Source organism: Mammaliicoccus lentus (assembly GCF_002902755.1).
Classification (GTDB): Bacteria; Bacillota; Bacilli; order Staphylococcales; family Staphylococcaceae; genus Mammaliicoccus; species Mammaliicoccus lentus.
On record NZ_PPRS01000011.1, the window covers coordinates 42,030 to 58,833 of the forward strand.

A 16,804-nucleotide genomic window follows, 5' to 3' on the forward strand; every position below is an offset into this window, starting at 1 on the left:
TATCTATTCCCTTCTAATTATTGAATTGATTTTTTACAAACTCTAATGCGCCTTTACCATCACGCGTTAATTTAATGTATTCTGCACCTTCTGTTTTTGCTAATTTAAGACCTAATCTATCAACGTCCTGTTTAATATCTTCGTAGTTTGAAGCTACTTGTGGTGCAAGAACGATTAAATCATAGTCTTTCATAATGTCCATATGAGCACCATAACTTCCAGCTGCTGCCGTAACGTGTGCTCCAAATTCTTTAGCTGCTTTGTTTAAAGCGTTAGCAAGTAATCCACTCGTACCGCCACCTGCGCATAATACTAATACGTTTTTGGCTTCATCGTTGCTTAAGTCATTATTACTTTGTTCTTCATCATATTCTTGAGTTTCATTATTATTAGAACTACTTATAATACTATCAGCTTTACTTGTATCAAAATTTTCCTTAACTTTATCTTGTAGATGCTCAGATTGATTGAGTCCAGAAATTTCTTCTTCAACAATTTGTCTATCGTACACTCTAAGGAATGGGTAATAAATAATAATATCTACTATCACTAAAGTAATCGCTAAAATAAAGGACCATACTCCCAATCCTGTTCCCATCACAATTCCGAGAGGCGCTGGCGTTGTCCATGGAAGGTTAACACTAAAACTATGCATACCAACTAAATCAACAAATATTTTAAAAATCCATACGTTTGCAATTGGCGCTAATATGAATGGTATGAAGAACACAGGGTTCAACACTAATGGCGCACCAAAGAGAATAGGCTCATTCACTCCAAAGAATGTAGGTACTACAGATGCTCTTCCAATCGCTTTATTACGCTTAGATTTAGCTAGCCACATAAACATGAATGGCACGACTAAAGTAGCACCTGTTCCACCCATAGTTGCAATAAACATTTGTGTTCCAGAAGTTATGATTTTGTCTGCATGAGCACCGGAACTTAATAATTGATAGTTCGTTTCAATATTAGCATAAGTTATAGCAGCTATTGCCGGTTCCACTATTGAAGGACCATGAATTCCAACGAACCAAAATAATGCAAAAGCTCCAAATATAATAGTAATACCGACATAGCCGTCTGCTGCCGTAAATAATGGTGCGAAGAACTTGATGATAGCGTGAGCAACATTTGATCCTAATGCTGCTCTACTTAGTAAATCAAAACCATATAACACTAAAATAACTAAAGCGAATGGGATAATATCTTTAAATACTTGTGAAATATTTGGTGGAACTTCTTCGGGCATTTTTATCGTGACGTTTTTCTTAACACAAATGTTATATATTATAACTGTAACGAATGCAGATAAAAATGCTGTTAATAAACCTTTAGTACCTAGAAATTCACTCGCAAATCCGCCCTCTTTTATCGAATCAGAAGCTAAAAATAAAAAGCCACAAATCGATGCTAACATAGTAGATATAAAGTTAATTTGCTTTGTATTTTCTAATCTTCGGTTATACGAATCGGTTAAAGATTTAGCAGTAGTACCCGCAACTAACAATGCTACAATACCCATCGTGTATTGATAAGGCTTCATAAGTGCCGCTTCAATACTCTTGCTCCATGTAAAACCAAATACGTTTGGTACATAAGCTATTAATAAGAAAATACTTGAAAATAAAATTACAGGCATTGCTGAAATAAAACCATCACGGATAGCTCTTAAATAAATATTTCGAGAAATTTTTTCAAAAAGTGGCTTAGCTTTTTCAATTTGTGCGATAAGTGCTTCCATAATTATCAGCTCCCTCTTTTATATAGTTCAACGATATGCTTCATCATGTCTTTCAGAAGCAGAGTAGTCATAAGGTGGTCTTGACCATGCATCATCGTTACACTATATGCAATGTCTTCGCCAGATGCTTCTTTAGCTAGCAAATCAGTTTGTGCATTATGAGCACTTACAATACATTGATTAGCTCCTTCTATTAATTGTTCTGCTTCATTGAAATCCCCTTGTTGTGCAGCGTTTAATGCTTCTAGTAATTTTGATCTAGCGTCTCCTGCATAAGCGACTATTTCAAAACCTAACATTGTTGTTTCTTCACGATTCATGGTTAACACTCCTTTAATTCGTTCTTATAATTTCTCCTTAACTGAAACAGCTGTTTGTTTAATCACATTATTCAATGCATTAATATTATTAAAGCCTTCTGTTTGCAACCATTTTCTAGCCGCTTCTTCCCCTTTTTCTATGTAAATAGGTACGACTCCTGCCCAAGTTGCTCGTCCACAAAGTACACCATTGAATTTAGCACCTGATGCTTGTGCAAATTTCAATGTTTCTTGGAATAATTTTGCAGATACACCTGCACTTAAGTAAATGTATGGAAGGTGTGTGGCATCCTCTTGCTCTCTGAAATATTGCATAGCTTCTTCTTTCGTATATACAATTTCACTTTCTCCAAATCCTTCAACGTAATTCATGTTTACAGGAACTTCTACTTTTAATACATCCACATTAAATCTCTCTTCTGAGAATACTTTCATAGTGCCATTAACCTTTCTAGGTTTAACTTTAGCGAATTCAACACTTCCGTTATCAGGAATATTATCGTCATAAGTTAATACTTCTAAGAAAAATGGAATATTTTCAGCTACACACTCAGAACCAATCCTTTCTATATATGCCTTTTTCTTAATATTGATACTTTCAGAATCATCAATGTCATAATATAGAAGGAATTTAACAGCATCTGCACCTTGCTCTTTAATCCTTTTAACTGACCAATCTTCTAAACAATCTGGCAATCGCCCTTTAGTGTTCACATCATAGCCTGTTTTTTCATAAGCTAATAATAATCCTGATTCACTATTACGTACTTTAGAAGCTGGTAAACCATATTCTGGATCTAGCAATATTGAAGAAGCATATTCTGTTAAAGCTTCAGAAACTAATGTCTTTAAATTTTCTATTTGCTCTAAAGTTGGTTCTGTATCTTGATACTTAGCCATCATACGTTTTAAAGCGCCTCGTTGATCGAACGCTAAAGCTGATATGATACCTTTCTCATCGCTTAAACGCCTTAATTGTTCAAATTTATAATCTATTTTATTCATTTGTTCACACCTCAATAATTTTGATTTTGTTATAAAGGTCATCGTAGTTCTTTAAATTGATATAACCCGTAACTGTTTCTTGTGCGTTTAACATACCTAGAGTATTTGCCTTTTTAAGTATTTCTTCATTCGTTGCTTTATTAATTAAAGCAGACGCAAAACCAGCTATCATTGAATCGCCTGAACCAACAGGATTCACAACTTGTATTTTAGGTATGTCCACTTTGTAATATTTATCTTTATGTTTAGCGAATACACCATTTGAACCTAAAGACACAACAACCCATTCGATATTTTTAAATATTGGATTCGATACTGCTTGTTTCAATGAATCAATACCTTCATTTATTTGTTCTCCAAGTAATTCATCGATTTCATCGATATTCGGTTTAATCAACAATGGTTTATATTGACCTCTCAATACTTCTGTAAGCGCTTTATTAGAACAGTCTAAAATTGCTGGAACAGAGTGTTTATCACAGGTCTTTATTAAACTTGAATAAAAATTTGGTTCCACGCCTTTAGGTAAACTTCCGGATATCACAGCAACGTCAGATTTACTCACGAGTTCTTCAAAATGTTCATTAAAGCTTTCTATTTCTTCAGTACTAATAGTAGGTCCACCTTCAAGTATTTCTGTTTGGTTTCCTTCGTGTAATATAGCGATACAATTTCTTGTATTGCCTTGAATTTCAAAAAAGTGATTTGCTATATTATGATCATTCAAAGATTGTTCAAGAAATTCTCCGAGTTTACCACCTTTTAAACCAGAAGCCACAACTTGTTCATTTAACTGGTTTAAAACTCTCGTTACATTTAAACCTTTTCCACCAGCGGTTTTATTCAATTTATTTGTTCTATTAACATGATTGATTGATAAATTATCCAATTGATATGATATGTCTACTGAAGGATTCATCGTAATCGTTAAAATCATAATAATATTCCTTTAATCATGATATTCACCTTTATCCCACTTCTCTAAAAATTCATCAAAGAAATGAGCGTCTGTTTGGCTTTCACTTTGACCTTCTAAATATTTAATTTTAGAAATAAGCTTTTTATTCTCTTCTGTAGGTTTATATTCAGCTTCAATAAAAGCTTCAATAATATCGCACATTAATAATTCACCAATGATTTTGCCTCCAAATCCAATCACGTTCGCATTTAATTCTTCTTTAGCATAAATAGCAGAAGTCATATCTCTTACTAGAGCAGAACGTACACCTGGAACTTTATTAACAGCATTATTTATACCAACGCCAGTCCCACATATACATACACCCAAATCTGCTTCTCCAGTTATTACTGCTTCTCCGACCTTTTTTCCGTAAATAGGATAATGTGTTCTCGCAAAATCATAAGTACCACAATCAATCACTTCATGACCAAGCGTTTTTAAAAATTGTGAAACTGCCATTTTTGTATCTGTAACAATATGATCACAACCAATTGCAATCTTCATCTATATTTCCTCCTCATTTAGCACATTTTATTTAACATATCGACACGAATTTGATGTCTTCCACCATCATATTTAGCGTTAATAAACTCTTGAACAATGTTAATTGCGAGTTGTTCTCCAACAATTTCTGAACCTATCGTAATCATTCTCGAATTATTATGTTCCCTTGTCATATATGCTGATCTTTCTTCGGAAACTTCAGCAGCAATCATGCCTTTAATTTTTGTTGCTACCATGAAACTGCCTGCTCCGTATGCATCTATTGCAATACCTAAATTTTCTTCATTTGTTTGAACTTCTTTAACAACAGCTAAGGTCGCATCTACGAAGTCAACATCATTACCTTCTGTAGCATCTACAACTTTATAATTGTTTTTCAATAAATATTGTTTGATACGTGATTTTAGATTTTTCCCATGCTCATCTGAACCAATTACGACATTCATTCAAATCTTCCTTTCTATTTGTTTATTTCTTGTTGCTTTAAACAATATAAACGCTTACAAAATGATTATGTTTAGATTATAAACGTAAATAAACATATAATCAACATTTATTGTTCGATTTTGTTTGAATAATATAAAAAAAAGACAAAATCTGTTTAGATTTTGTCTTTTATCGTTTAGTTCTTGTTTATATAATGACTTCTGTATAATCTGCTATTATTTTATTTTTGTCTTCGTCTTTACCATCAGTTATGACACCGTTTAATGATTTCAAATCACAAAATGAAACGAAATCTTCTTTTCCTATTTTTGATGAGTCAACGAGCAAATATTTCTCTATAGAATTTCTAAGCGCTAATTTTTGAGTGTATGCTTCTTCATGTGAAGATGTCATAACATCCATTCCTTTTACGCCATTAGCGCTGAAGAACATTTTACTAAATCTCATTGTTTCTAATGCACTATTCGTCATATCTCCTGCAAATGATTCTGTAATTTCTCTCATTTCTCCACCAATTAAATAGACTTTGAAATATTCATTTTTCTTTTTAAACAAAATATTAAATACAGGCAAACAGTTTGTTATAACTGATAAATTTTTATTATGAATTTCTTCCGCTAATAATTCTACAGTTGTACCTGGCCCTAAAAACACTGTGTTTCCTTCTTCAATAAGAGTAGCTGCTTTTTTAGCTATTTGTTTTTTCTCTTCAATATATTGTGTATGTTTCTCTTTATGTGACATTTCTTTATATTGAAAGGCTGAGTTACTTCTTGCCCCACCATGTATTTTGGTTAATATGCCTTGTTCATCTAATTCAGCTAAATCCCGTCTTATTGTCATATCAGAAACATTGAGTTCTTCAACTATTTCAGCAATTCTTATTGATCCTTTTCGATTAACTAAGTCAGTTATTTCATCTAATCTATCATATTTATTCAATTCTTATGACCCCCTTTATATTATTGTTCGTTTTACAATAAAGTTGTTTGAAAAAGAAACATTTACTTATTAATATATCAGACTTTGTTTGATTATGTTTAATTTTTATTAATATTTAACAAATTAATTACTTTTATAAAACTAACTTCATTGTTGTTACTAATTTTCATTTTTCAATACTTATTCATACATTTTTACTTGAATTTATAAATTAAATGCCAACAAACTTCTAAAAGTGTTGCATTATTCAACACAAGTTTAAAATTATTGGTGTCTTCTTATTGTATAGAGTGTTAGTGTAATCTTATCAAACCGAAATGAAGTATGAAGTGGTGCGCTATTCATAATTATGGATAGTTTTTTTAATTTACCATTCAATTTGTACTGACATTTAAAAATATTTTAGGAGGAAATCGTTTTGGCGAAATTTTTATACAAGCTAGGAACATTTATAGCTCAGAAAAAATGGTTAGCGGTATTTGCTTGGATTATACTAATAGCAGTTATCGTATTACCTTTAACGTTAAATGCACCAAAGTTTGATGATGATATTCAAATGAATGGTTTAAAATCACTAGATACTAATGAAAAAATTAATAAAGAATTTCATCAGGATAGTGAAAAAGCATCAATGCGTATTGTCTTTCATTCCCAATCTGAAAATGGGATAAATGATAAAGACACTAAAAAAGATATTGAAAAAACGTTAGACGATATTAAACAAGATGATGACGACATCTTAAATGTCTCTAATCCTTATGAAAGTAAACAAATCAACGACGACAAAGATACTGCAATTGCAGATATTAATTACGTTGTATCGCAAACTTCATTAAAGGATTCTTCTAAAAATAATATCATGCACGAATTAAATAAATTAGAAGATGATCATAATCTACAAATTGAAACGACAGAAGGCACATCATCTGATGTAGATATCGGTGGTATGTCTGAAGTTATCGGTGTCATTGTAGCATTTGTTATTTTACTTATAACATTCGGTTCATTAATCGCTGCTGGTATGCCAATTATCAGTGCTGTAATCGGACTAGGTTCTAGTATTGGTTTAATAGGGCTACTGACTTACGTGTTCGATATACCTAATGTCACACTGACACTGGCAGTAATGATTGGTCTTGCCGTCGGTATTGACTATTCACTATTTATTCTATTTAGATATAAAGAAGTATCCAAAACTGAAAAAGATCCAATTAAAGCAATAGGTATGGCAGTTGGGACAGCTGGTAGTGCCGTTATCTTTGCTGGTATCACAGTAATTATTGCTGTTTGTGGTTTATCTCTAGTAGGTATCGAATTCCTAGCAGTAATGGGTTATGCATCAGCTATCAGTGTTCTATTCGCTGTATTAGCAGCATTAACATTATTACCAGCGTTTATCAGTATATTCCATAAACATATTAAAATTAAAAATAAGAAAAATACAGATAATAAAGGGTACGATACACCATGGTCTAACTTTGTAGTTGGCAAACCTGTTATCGCTGTTATTTTAAGTTTAGTTGTTTTAGGTTTAGCGATTATACCTGTCGCACAAATGCGCCTAGGTATGCCTGATGACGGTATGAAACCTGCAGATTCATCTGCATATAAAGCAAATGAATTAGTCTCTAAAGAGTTTGGAGAAGGTTATAACGGTCAAATTGTTATGTTAATCAATACAAAAGACAATGGTAGTGAAAATACAATTAAACGTAATCTAGATAATGTTCGAGACGACTTAGAAGATCTAGATAGCGTCGACAAAGTATCTTCACCACAGTTAACAAACAACAATAACTATGCATTGTTAGCAATAACACCTGAAGAAGGTCCTAATGCTGTTTCAACAAACGATTTAGTTTATGACTTAAGAGATTATGATGACCAAGCACAAGACAAATATGACTTTAATACTGAAATTTCTGGACAAAGTGTTATTAACATAGATATGTCTAAAAAATTAAATGATGCTATACCAGTATTCGCTGGCGTTATCGTAGCTCTAGCATTCGTTCTATTACTATTCGTATTCCGTTCAATCCTAGTACCATTAAAAGCTGTTCTAGGCTTTGTTCTATCATTAATGGCAACATTAGGATTCACAACATTCGTTATGCAAGAAGGTTTCTTAAGCGGATTATTCGGAATTGATGCTACAGGTCCAATCTTGGCATTCTTACCTGTCATTACAATAGGTCTCTTGTTCGGTTTAGCAATTGACTATGAATTATTCTTAATGTCACGTGTTCACGAAGAGTTCAGCAAAACAGGAGATAACGCACATTCTATTAAAGTTGGTATTAAACAAAGTGGTCCTGTAATTGTTGCAGCAGCACTTATTATGTTCAGTGTATTCATCGCATTCGTTTTCCAAGATGATGTAACCATCAAGTCCATGGGTATTTCTCTAGCATTTGGTGTGTTATTCGATGCATTCATCGTTCGTATGACGCTGATACCAGCACTTACAAAACTATTCGGTAACGCTTCATGGTATATGCCTAAATGGTTAGACCGCCTCTTACCTAGAATAGATGTTGAAGGTCACGCTTTACAAGAAGGTTCAGAAGAAGATACTCATAATAGTACTTATAACTTTGGCGTAGACCCAAATAATCAAAATATTGAACAAAGAACAACTAATTTATTCAAAGATTTATCAAATGATTCTTCAGATCAAATGATACTATTCAATGCATTAATGCTTTACGCAAAAGAATATAATCCTTCCGTTTATGACAAATATATTAATCAGGAAGATTTAAAAGACGATAATCAAGAAGACTTGAATGACGATAATAATGAGTAAAGGAGGTTCTCAGATTGTTTAAAAATAGTAAATTCAAAATAATTGGCCTCGTCACAACACTAATGATTGCAATGATATTAAGTGCTTGTGGAAGTGGAAGTTCAGAAGAAAATTCATCTACTGATCTAGGCGGAAAAGAAATCGAAATTCCGTATAAAGGGGATAATTCAGCAGCACGTTCACTTGTTATCGCTGAAGTATTGAAAGATGTAGGCTATGATGTCGTAACTACGCCGGTACCTGCTAGCGGACCATTGTATTCAGCAACATCAGAAAACTCTAACTCGTTTAACGCAGCTGGTATTTTTCCGTCAACAGACAAAAGTTATTTAAATAAATATGATAACTTAGAAGTTTACGATGATAAAAATATAATTGATGAAGCAAATGTTTCATTGGCAGTGCCTAAATATATGAAAGATGTAGACTCAATTGATGATTTAAAAAATGATAATGATTTAGGAAAATCAGTAGATTGGACAATCACGGGTACAGATAATAGAAACGGTGTTATGAAAGAAACAAATGAAGCATTAAAAGATAATGATTTCAGTGATTGGAAACTTGATAAATCTTCAGATGAAGAAATGTTAAAAACAATTCAAGAAAAATATAAAAAACAACAACCTATCATCTTCACTGGAACTCAACCCCACTGGATATTCGAAGAAATGGATTTCAAAATGTTAGACGATCCGGATAAAATATATGGCAGTGGTAAAGAACACGTAAACTTAGTCTTCAATAAAAACTTCAAAAACAATCATCCAGCAGCTTATAAAATAGCGACACGTATTGCTAATGATTGGAATGAAGATGACGAAAAAGAGTTATCTAAAAAAATCTATGTGGATAACGAAGACCCACAAAAAGTAGCTGAAGATTACGTTAATAATCATGAAAGTAAAAAAGATAAATGGACTGAAGGCATAAAAGAAAATTAATGTTATAGGTCTAGGGAGTAGGATTGAAAAAATTTGATACAATCATTTTTTCAATCCAGTCACCTACTGCCAATTTAATGATAGAGCCCGAGACAATTGTTTATGTCTCGGGCTCTTCTTTTTGTATTTTATTTAATTTCTTATTTTATATAATGGATTTTATTTGTTATAAGTCGATGAATACATTAATATAAGCTTATGAATTCCGTAACCAAAAAGGAGAATTTTACAGTGTATTCGTCTGCGCAAAAAAGAACAGTCCAACACATTACTCAAATTTCTTTTGACTTATTGCATGAAACAGATTTTGATCAACTAACTGTTCAAAAGATCTGTAAAGAAGCAGAAGTTAATCGAAGTACATTTTATCGTTACTTTGAAGATAAATTCGATTTACTCTATCATATTACACAATACATAGCAGAACTTTTATATAACGAAGTAAAAGCTTCACGTTATGATTCGTTATTCGAAGCTACAATCCATTATGTATATAACAATAGAGAGCTACTTAATCACGTAATTAATACATCACATCACGTAGATGTTTTTAATGAATTAACCATAATAAGTAGTAGACTTTTACAAGAGTTTGCTCCGGTTAATGATGACCCGATATGTAAAAAAGTACGAAACTCAAGCCATCCAGATTTAGTAAGTGATTTCTATGGTAGTGGGATTATACATGTAATCAAACAATGGCATAACAATAAATATGATTATACTATTGAAGAACTATTAGAAATAGTAGAAGAAGGCCCAGACAGTATTTTTGAGTAGAAAACACTACCTCAAAAATACTGTTTTTTTAGGGCTTGAAATTTTATTAATGATTCTGAATGTTGCACGTGGCACTCGTCTTGCAACATCCTGACCTTATATGTTGCACGTGATGCTCGTCTTGCAATATTCAGTGCCTTTCTACCTCCAGATTTCCCAACGCTTATACTTAAAACTATATTACAATAAATTCACCTAAGTCTTCTTTCTTTTTTTATAACATTCTTATTTCTCTCAAAACCTTATTGACTTGAATGTCTATAAAAATATAAGATAGTTCATATACAATGCAGTTTGTAATTAATTTATTCATAATTAATTATATTATTACAACTTTTTTGTAATTTTATAGGTTGTAGTGAATAAAAATCACTTACTATTCCGCTAAAATAATAATGGAGGATACATACAAATATCATGAAAACAAAATTAACAATAAAAGAGAATATTTTTATTGGATCCATGCTATTTGGTTTATTTTTTGGGGCAGGCAATTTAATCTTTCCGCTTCATTTAGGCCAATTAGCTGGTTCTAACGTATTTACCGCGAATTTAGGGTTCTTAATTACTGCAATTGGTTTACCTTTCTTAGGTATTGTTGCTATTGGAATATCTAAAACAAGCGGTATTTTTGAGATATCTTCCAGAGTCAGCGTGATCTATGCTTATATATTCACGATTGCTCTATATCTCGTAATCGGACCATTCTTTGCTTTACCAAGGTTAGCTACGACTTCTTTTGAAATTGCTTTTTCACCTTTTATTTCAAGTTCGTCTAGTACATTATACTTATCTATTTTTAGTATTTTATTCTTTGCAATAGCTTGGTTTTTCGCAAGAAAACCTTCCAAAATTTTAGATTATATTGGAAAGTTTTTAAACCCAATATTTTTAGTTTTACTAGGTATTGTTATTCTTTTAGCTTTTATAAATCCTATGGGTGGTATTTCAGAAGCTCCGATCGATCCTAAATATGACAAGAGTTCATTATTATCTGGTTTCATAGATGGTTATAATACACTAGATGCTTTAGCTTCACTAGCTTTCGGTGTAATTATAGTCTCAACAATTAAAAAATTAGGCATAACAAGTCCGAATGGTATTGCTAAAGAAACAATTAAATCTGGGACAATTAGCATTGTTTTAATGGGTGTTATTTATAGCTTATTAGCTTTTATGGGAACAATGAGTCTTGGCCACTTCAAAATCAGTGAAAATGGCGGTATTGCTTTAGCTCAAATTGCTCAATATTACCTAGGAAATTACGGCATTATCATTTTAGGTTTAATTATTATTGTCGCATGTTTAAAAACAGCTATCGGTCTTATCACTGCTTTTTCAGAAACATTCGTAGACCTATTTCCAAAACAAAATTACTTAGTATTAGCTACAGTAGTAAGTATTATGTCATGTGTGTTTGCAAACGTTGGATTAACTAAAATTATCACTTATTCAACACCTGTACTGATGTTCTTATATCCACTTGCAATCACTTTAATATTACTAACACTATTCAGTCCTTTATTTAATCATTCAAGAACGGTCTATCGTTTCACTACATATTTCACAATGATTGCTTCTTTTGTAGACGGAGTTCAAGCGAGCCCTGAAGTATTCTTAAACACAAAATTTGCTCAAGTTGTTATTTCATTCGGTGAAAAATGGTTACCATTTTTTGATATTGGAATGGGCTGGCTACTTCCGTCTATTTTAGGTTTTGTAATTGGCTTAATCGTATATAAACTAACTAAAAATCAAAATAAAGAAATTCCTGCTTAAAAATAATAAAACGCGCTTTCAATTTGAAAGCGCGTTTTATTATCTTTTTATAAGTGCTGTTAATTCTGCTTGGTATACTTTTATGTTTTTATCATTAAATGTTGATAAAAGAACAGTGAGTAACCCTTGTTCATCATTTAATACTTTCTTGTTAATGACTTCGGCTCGTACACTTAATACATCTGTTGGATATACTGGCTTAATAAATTTAACAGCTTCCATCTTAGTCCCGGCAATCACATCATCACCATACTTACCCTCTTCCACCCATAATTTGAATGATAAAGCGAGCGTATGAATACCTGATGCTATAATACCTTGAAACATACCTTGACTAGCTTTTTCATGATCTAAATGCATGTATTGCGGGTCAAACTCACTAGCAAATTTTTTAACATTTTCTTCAGTTAAAGAATATGGTTTTGTTTCAAATATATCACCAATGGAAAATTCATCTAGTTTCATGATTCATTTCCTTGTTGTTTATAGTTTCTAATATGGCCCTCGATACTATCTAAATATACTTTTGTATATGGATCTTGCGTTAATTCTTGCTCAAGGTCAAATTCTCCATTATCAAAACGATTAAAGAAATGTTCGTATTCTTCTACAGTCAGTTCTTTTCGAGATTTAAGCATATCTAAATGTCTTTCTTTATCTAACATTTTCTCATAGCCCGGTACAAGTGAACCGCTGAATATTTCCCCTACTGCTCCTGATCCGTAACTAAACAAACAGATTTTTTGGTCATCTTGGAATTCGTGATTTTCAAGTAAAGATATTAAACTTAAGTATAATGAACCTGTATAAATATTCCCTACATCACGGTTATAGTTAACAGAATCTTGATACGCATCCATCAATCTATTTTTTGTTGAATCTTCTACGTTTTCGCTTAAAATAGTCTTAAAGGCTTTTTGTCCCATTTTAGTAAATGGCACATGGAAACAGAATGATTCAAAATCATTTAAACCATATTTAGTTCTTTTAGTGTATTCATTCCAAAGTGTATTGAAAGAATCAATATATGCGTCTTTAGATAAAGCTCCATCAACTACTGGATATTTTTCAGATGTTGGACGCCAGAAATCATATACGTTTGTGGTATGTGCAACACTGTCGTCGTTTAACGTCAAAATTCTAGGGTTGTGGCTAATTAGCATTGCTACTGCACCAGCACCTTGTGTAGGTTCTCCACCAGAGTTTAAACCATAACGTGCAATGTCTGAAGCAATGACAAGAACTTTCTTGTCTGGACGATTAGATAAGAAATCTTTAGCTAATTGAATAGCTGCTGTAGCTGAATAACATGCTTCTTTCATTTCTATACAACGTGCAAATGGTTGTATATTAAGCATGCTGTGTATTTCTATAGATGCTGCTTTAGAATGATCAACACCAGATTCTGTAGCAACGACTACCATTTCGATATCTTTTTTGTCTTCTTCAGTTAACATATTTTGAGCTGCGTTGACACCCATAGAGATGATATCTTGGCTCACGGGATTTACAGCCATTTTTGTTTGGCCAATTCCAATCGTAAATTTTTCTGGTTCTATTTGACGTGCTTTTGCTAAATCAGTCATACTGACATAGAAGTTTGGGATATAAAAATCTAATTTATCAATACCTATTATCATAATAAATTCCTTTCGAGGTTTATTTTATAATAAAATCATATCAAATGAGGGTATTTAATTACAAATATTAATTAATAAATTTATAAAAGGAGATACAATTCATGAAAAAAGTTGTTATCGTAAGTGCTCAAAGAACACCTGTAGGAAAATTTAGAGGGAAATTAAGCCGTTATTCAGCGGTGGAACTTGGCACTTTTGCCTTAAAATCTGCTATAGATAAAATTCAAATAGATCCAGCTCAAATACAAAATATTATTTTCGGGAATGTTATTCAATCTGGCAGTGGTCAAAATCCTGCTCGACAAATCGGTATTAATTCAGGTGTCCCATACAAGACGTCAGCAATGACAGTAAATGAAGTATGTGGATCTGGCCTAAAATCTATTATTTTAGGTAAACAACTCATACAGTTAGGAGAAGCTGAGGTTGTAGCTGTTGGTGGTATCGAAAGCATGACAAATGCTCCAGAACTTATTTTAAAAAAGGACACTGCTCCTGTAAAAAGTTTTATGCATGATGGTTTAACAGATGTATTTAATCAAATACCAATGGGTTTAACTGCTGAACGTATTGCTGAAAAGTATGAAGTAAGTCGTGTAGACCAAGATGAATTTGCGTTAAATTCTCATTTGAAAGCTCATGAAGCAATTCAAGCAGGTAAATTTGATAAGGAAATTGTTCCACTCGAAGATATAAACGGCGAAATGATGAATGCTGACGAATTAGTTAGACCTGAAAGTAACATGGAAGATTTAGGTTCTTTAAAAACAATCTTTAAAGAAGACGGTACGATTACAGCTGGAAATGCATCAGCATTAAGCGATGGCGCATCTGCTTTAATCCTCATGGATGAAGACTATGCTAAAGAACACAATTATACAATTTTAGCTACGTTAGGAGAACATTCAGAAATAGGTTGTGACCCTTTATATATGGGATACGCTCCTTTTTATGCAGTTGAAGCATTGCTCAATAAAGTTAACAAAACTATCGAAGATATAGATTTAGTAGAAATGACTGAGGCTTTCTCAGCTCAAAGTATACCAGTTAAGAAAAATTTAAATATTCCAGATGAGAATTTCAACATATATGGTGGCGCAATTGCTTTAGGACATCCGTTAGGCTCCACAGGGTCAAGATTGGTTACAACTTTATCTTATGCACTACATCAAGAGAATAAACAAACTGGTATCGCGACAGCTTGTATCGGTGGTGGCTTAGGTATTGCTTTAATGATAGAAAGAGGAGCAGATCAATAATGGAAAAATTAACAAAAGACTTTAGACATTTATCTCGATTAGAGAAAATTGAACAACTCAAAAAACATGGTTGGCTAAATGAAGAATCTGAACAAATCCTACACAATCATTCTGTAATAGATAAAGAACTATTAGATAATTTAATTGAAAATGTTATTGGACAAGGTACTCTGCCAATAGGTATATTGCCAGAAATAATAGTAAACGATAAAGCATATGTTGTTCCTATGATGGTCGAAGAACCTTCAGTCGTAGCAGCTGCAAGTTATGGTTCAAAACTATTTAACAATACGGGCGGTCTAAAAATCATTAAGACTGGAACAACTAAATTAGGACAAATTGTATTTGATCAAGTAAACAATACAACAGAATTAAGCAAAAAAATATATGCATTAGAAGAACAAATCCATAAAGTAGCTGACAAAGTGTATCCGTCCATCAAGAAAAGAGGCGGAGGATATCAAAAAATAGAAATAGATGAATTCCCTAAAGAACACATGCTTTCCTTAAAAGTCCATGTGGATACATGTGATGCAATGGGCGCTAATATTATCAATACTATACTTGAAGGTATTGCGAGCTATTTAGAAACAGAACTCGATAACAATGAAATATTGATGAGCATCCTTTCCAATTACAACACAACATCTGTTGTACGTATCGAGGGTAAAATAAACATCAAAGATTTAGAGAAAAATGGTATGAGTGGAGAAGAAGTTGCATATCGTATGGAAAGAGCATCTGTATTAGCTCACATAGATCCATATAGAGCTGTCACACACAACAAAGGAGTTATGAATGGTATTAGCTCAGTCGTGTTAGTTACAGGCAATGATACAAGAAGCGTAGAAGCAAGCGCACATGCATATGCTAGTAAAGATGGACAATATCGAGGATTAACAACATGGAAATTTGATAAAGAAAACAAACAACTTATCGGCAGTATTGAACTACCACTAGCAATCGGAACAATAGGTGGTGGTATCGGTCTGTTACCAGCATCAAAAGTTGCATTAGACATACTAAACGTACAAACATCACAAGAACTAGGACACGTAATGGCAGCAGTTGGGTTAGCACAGAACTTCTCAGCATGTAGAGCGCTCGTTTCAGAAGGCATACAACAAGGACATATGAACCTACACTATAAATCACTCGCGATTAAAATAGGTGCCAAAGGAGACGAAATACACGCTGTAACAACAGCCTTAAAACAATCATCTAACCCAAATCTGACTACAGCTGAAGAAATATTAAAAGAAATTAGAAGTAAATAGTAAGAAAAAGAGCTAGGGAGATAAATCCTTAGCTCTTTTTTGGATGGGATTAATCAAAAAAGCAAGAGTTGTTACTGTTGTTGGATTTTCTATCTCATTAATCCAACTAAACATCTTCTTATTGGATTTTCTATCTTATTAATCCAAGTAGACACTCTCTTATTGGATTTTCTTCCTCATTAATCCAAGTAGACACCCTCTTATTGGATTTTCTTTCACATTAATCCAACTACATACCTTCTTATTGGATTTTCTAACTCGTTAATCCAAGTAAACACCCTCTTATTGGATTTTCTATGAATATGTCCATATAATTGTGTAATAAAAAAAGAGCCAAATATAGCTCACTTTAGTACAATGTAATCGACTAAGAAAATATTGTAGAGGTGACCT

15 protein-coding genes are annotated in these 16,804 nt (G+C 32.6%); 6 read left to right on the plus strand and 9 right to left on the minus strand.

What is annotated here, in order from left to right; translation table 11 throughout:
* Window positions 1–13 precede the first annotated feature (13 nt).
* The 7 genes from CD135_RS05605 to CD135_RS05635 form a co-directional block, all read right to left on the minus strand.
* On the minus strand, window positions 14–1,747 hold the full coding sequence (locus CD135_RS05605; RefSeq protein WP_103268980.1) for a lactose-specific PTS transporter subunit EIIC: 1,734 nt from the start codon (window positions 1,745–1,747) through the stop codon (window positions 14–16).
* Window positions 1,748–1,749: 2 nt separating this feature from the next.
* A complete protein-coding gene (locus CD135_RS05610) occupies window positions 1,750–2,064 on the minus strand; it encodes a PTS lactose/cellobiose transporter subunit IIA (RefSeq protein WP_016998946.1) in 315 nt (104 codons plus the stop codon).
* A gap of 24 nt (window positions 2,065–2,088) precedes the next feature.
* Window positions 2,089–3,069, minus strand: coding sequence for a tagatose-bisphosphate aldolase (gene lacD / locus CD135_RS05615; RefSeq protein ID WP_103268981.1), 981 nt, complete (start codon window positions 3,067–3,069; stop codon window positions 2,089–2,091).
* A gap of 4 nt (window positions 3,070–3,073) precedes the next feature.
* A complete protein-coding gene (locus CD135_RS05620; protein ID WP_103268982.1) occupies window positions 3,074–4,006 on the minus strand; it encodes a tagatose-6-phosphate kinase in 933 nt (310 codons plus the stop codon).
* Window positions 4,007–4,018: 12 nt separating this feature from the next.
* On the minus strand, window positions 4,019–4,534 hold the full coding sequence (gene lacB, locus CD135_RS05625) for a galactose-6-phosphate isomerase subunit LacB (protein WP_016998943.1): 516 nt from the start codon (window positions 4,532–4,534) through the stop codon (window positions 4,019–4,021).
* Window positions 4,535–4,551: 17 nt separating this feature from the next.
* Entirely contained in the window at window positions 4,552–4,980 is a 429-nt protein-coding gene (lacA, locus tag CD135_RS05630) for a galactose-6-phosphate isomerase subunit LacA (protein ID WP_016998942.1), read from the minus strand.
* A 187-nt stretch (window positions 4,981–5,167) separates the two neighbouring features.
* Window positions 5,168–5,923, minus strand: a complete 756-nt coding sequence (locus CD135_RS05635) for a DeoR/GlpR family DNA-binding transcription regulator (protein ID WP_103268983.1) — start codon at window positions 5,921–5,923, stop codon at window positions 5,168–5,170.
* Between the two features lie 418 nt (window positions 5,924–6,341).
* Between CD135_RS05635 and CD135_RS05640 the strand changes: the two genes are divergently transcribed.
* From CD135_RS05640 to brnQ, 4 genes are all read left to right on the plus strand, one after another.
* Window positions 6,342–8,732 carry an MMPL family transporter gene (locus CD135_RS05640; RefSeq protein ID WP_103268984.1) on the plus strand — a complete coding sequence of 797 codons (2,391 nt, stop codon included), beginning with the start codon at window positions 6,342–6,344 and terminating at the stop codon, window positions 8,730–8,732.
* A 14-nt stretch (window positions 8,733–8,746) separates the two neighbouring features.
* Window positions 8,747–9,676, plus strand: coding sequence for a glycine betaine ABC transporter substrate-binding protein (locus CD135_RS05645; protein WP_370686875.1), 930 nt, complete (start codon window positions 8,747–8,749; stop codon window positions 9,674–9,676).
* 231 nt (window positions 9,677–9,907) lie between these two features.
* Complete coding sequence (locus CD135_RS05650; RefSeq protein ID WP_064204373.1) at window positions 9,908–10,456, plus strand: TetR/AcrR family transcriptional regulator; 549 nt, start codon at window positions 9,908–9,910, stop codon at window positions 10,454–10,456.
* A 414-nt stretch (window positions 10,457–10,870) separates the two neighbouring features.
* Window positions 10,871–12,235: a branched-chain amino acid transport system II carrier protein gene (gene brnQ / locus CD135_RS05655; protein WP_026023604.1), complete on the plus strand. Its 1,365-nt coding sequence runs from the start codon at window positions 10,871–10,873 to the stop codon at window positions 12,233–12,235.
* A gap of 39 nt (window positions 12,236–12,274) precedes the next feature.
* Here brnQ and CD135_RS05660 read toward each other — a convergent pair whose 3' ends face one another.
* A complete protein-coding gene (locus tag CD135_RS05660; RefSeq protein WP_064211396.1) occupies window positions 12,275–12,700 on the minus strand; it encodes a MaoC family dehydratase in 426 nt (141 codons plus the stop codon).
* Entirely contained in the window at window positions 12,697–13,875 is a 1,179-nt protein-coding gene (locus tag CD135_RS05665; protein WP_016998935.1) for a hydroxymethylglutaryl-CoA synthase, read from the minus strand. The genes CD135_RS05660 and CD135_RS05665 overlap by 4 nt, the downstream gene beginning before the upstream one ends.
* A gap of 101 nt (window positions 13,876–13,976) precedes the next feature.
* On the opposite strand from CD135_RS05665, the gene CD135_RS05670 reads away from it, so the two are divergent.
* Both CD135_RS05670 and CD135_RS05675 read left to right on the plus strand, forming a co-directional pair.
* Window positions 13,977–15,134 carry a thiolase family protein gene (locus tag CD135_RS05670; protein ID WP_103268985.1) on the plus strand — a complete coding sequence of 386 codons (1,158 nt, stop codon included), beginning with the start codon at window positions 13,977–13,979 and terminating at the stop codon, window positions 15,132–15,134.
* Window positions 15,134–16,411 carry a hydroxymethylglutaryl-CoA reductase, degradative gene (locus CD135_RS05675; RefSeq protein ID WP_103268986.1) on the plus strand — a complete coding sequence of 426 codons (1,278 nt, stop codon included), beginning with the start codon at window positions 15,134–15,136 and terminating at the stop codon, window positions 16,409–16,411. The genes CD135_RS05670 and CD135_RS05675 overlap by 1 nt, the downstream gene beginning before the upstream one ends.
* Window positions 16,412–16,804: the final 393 nt, after the last annotated feature.

Bases quoted from the DNA above. Each gene is read 5' to 3' on its own strand.
- CD135_RS05670 (WP_103268985.1), top strand. From the start codon at position 13,977: ATGAAAAAAGTTGTTATCGTAAGTGCTCAAAGAACACCTGTAGGAAAA.
- CD135_RS05610 (WP_016998946.1), bottom strand. From the start codon at position 2,064: ATGAATCGTGAAGAAACAACAATGTTAGGTTTTGAAATAGTCGCTTAT.
- CD135_RS05665 (WP_016998935.1), bottom strand. From the start codon at position 13,875: ATGATAATAGGTATTGATAAATTAGATTTTTATATCCCAAACTTCTAT.
- lacB (WP_016998943.1), bottom strand. From the start codon at position 4,534: ATGAAGATTGCAATTGGTTGTGATCATATTGTTACAGATACAAAAATG.
- lacA (WP_016998942.1), bottom strand. From the start codon at position 4,980: ATGAATGTCGTAATTGGTTCAGATGAGCATGGGAAAAATCTAAAATCA.
- CD135_RS05675 (WP_103268986.1), top strand. From the start codon at position 15,134: ATGGAAAAATTAACAAAAGACTTTAGACATTTATCTCGATTAGAGAAA.
- lacD (WP_103268981.1), bottom strand. From the start codon at position 3,069: ATGAATAAAATAGATTATAAATTTGAACAATTAAGGCGTTTAAGCGAT.
- CD135_RS05660 (WP_064211396.1), bottom strand. From the start codon at position 12,700: ATGAAACTAGATGAATTTTCCATTGGTGATATATTTGAAACAAAACCA.
- CD135_RS05620 (WP_103268982.1), bottom strand. From the start codon at position 4,006: ATGATTTTAACGATTACGATGAATCCTTCAGTAGACATATCATATCAA.